Here is a 911-nt window from a genome sequence, read left to right on the forward strand (position 1 = left end):
GCCCTCGAGGCCGTAGGTCTTGGCGACACGGACGCCGGCCAGGCTCTCGCTGATCAGGCTCGCCGTGGCGCCGACCTGCTCCTGCGTCGAGGTCGAGACCCGGCGCAGCTTCTTGCCGATGCGGGCGATCGGCCCGGCGACGAACGGCACCGTGACGCCGGCGACGAGCGTGAGCCACGGGTCCATCCACACCATGGCGCAGACGAGGGCGATCAGCATCGCCACGTCGCGCAGGAGCACGGTGGAGATGCGGGTGAGGGCCTCCTTGATGAAGGCGAAGTCGGTGGTGAAGCGCTGGGTCAGGCTCGCCGCGCTCTCGCGGCCGAGCTGGGCGAGGTCCTGCTCGATCAGGTGGCCGTAGAGCGCCGCCTGCATGTCGGCCTCGACCCGGGTGACGACCCGGTTGGTCAGCACCGTCTGGCCCAAGAGCGCGAAGCCCCGCACCGCCGTCACGGCGATCACCAGGACGGGTCCGTAGGCGAGCGCGGCGGCATCCTTGGCGTCGAAGGCGTCGAAGGCGGCCTTGATCAGGGTCGGGTAGAAGCCGGTGGCGGCGCCGATGACGGCGATCAGCGCCAGCACGACCGCGAGGGTGCCGGCATGCGGCCGCAGCCAGTCGCGCCAGAGCCGCAGGAGCAGCGGCAGCATGTCGCCGGAGATGAGGGGGCGCCGCGCCATGATGCTCGCTTCGTCCGTTTCTTGAGACGTCGCGCTAGCACGGGGCCGAGGCCCGCAGCAACGCGGGGCGGCGCGCGGCTGGGCTGCGGGCCGGCGAGCCGGGGCGAGGGGAGCGTCGGGCAGGCGCGAAGGTTGCGCTTAATTGAACAATTGCCGCATGCATGTAAATTTCGTGTCAAAACCGAGGCGTGCAGGATGCGCGGCGACACGGAGGCGGGCGGAGCAATGTGCGG

General features: G+C 70.8%; 1 protein-coding gene. It reads right to left on the bottom strand.

What is annotated here, in order from left to right; genetic code table 11:
• Positions 1-678: ABC transporter transmembrane domain-containing protein (locus VQ02_RS27085; RefSeq protein ID WP_245239874.1), on the bottom strand; the 678-nt coding region annotated here is incomplete at its 3' end.
• Between the last annotated feature and the right edge of the window lie 233 nt (positions 679-911).

The sequence above is a fragment of the Methylobacterium variabile genome (assembly GCF_001043975.1).
In the GTDB taxonomy this organism is placed as follows: domain Bacteria; phylum Pseudomonadota; class Alphaproteobacteria; order Rhizobiales; family Beijerinckiaceae; genus Methylobacterium; species Methylobacterium variabile.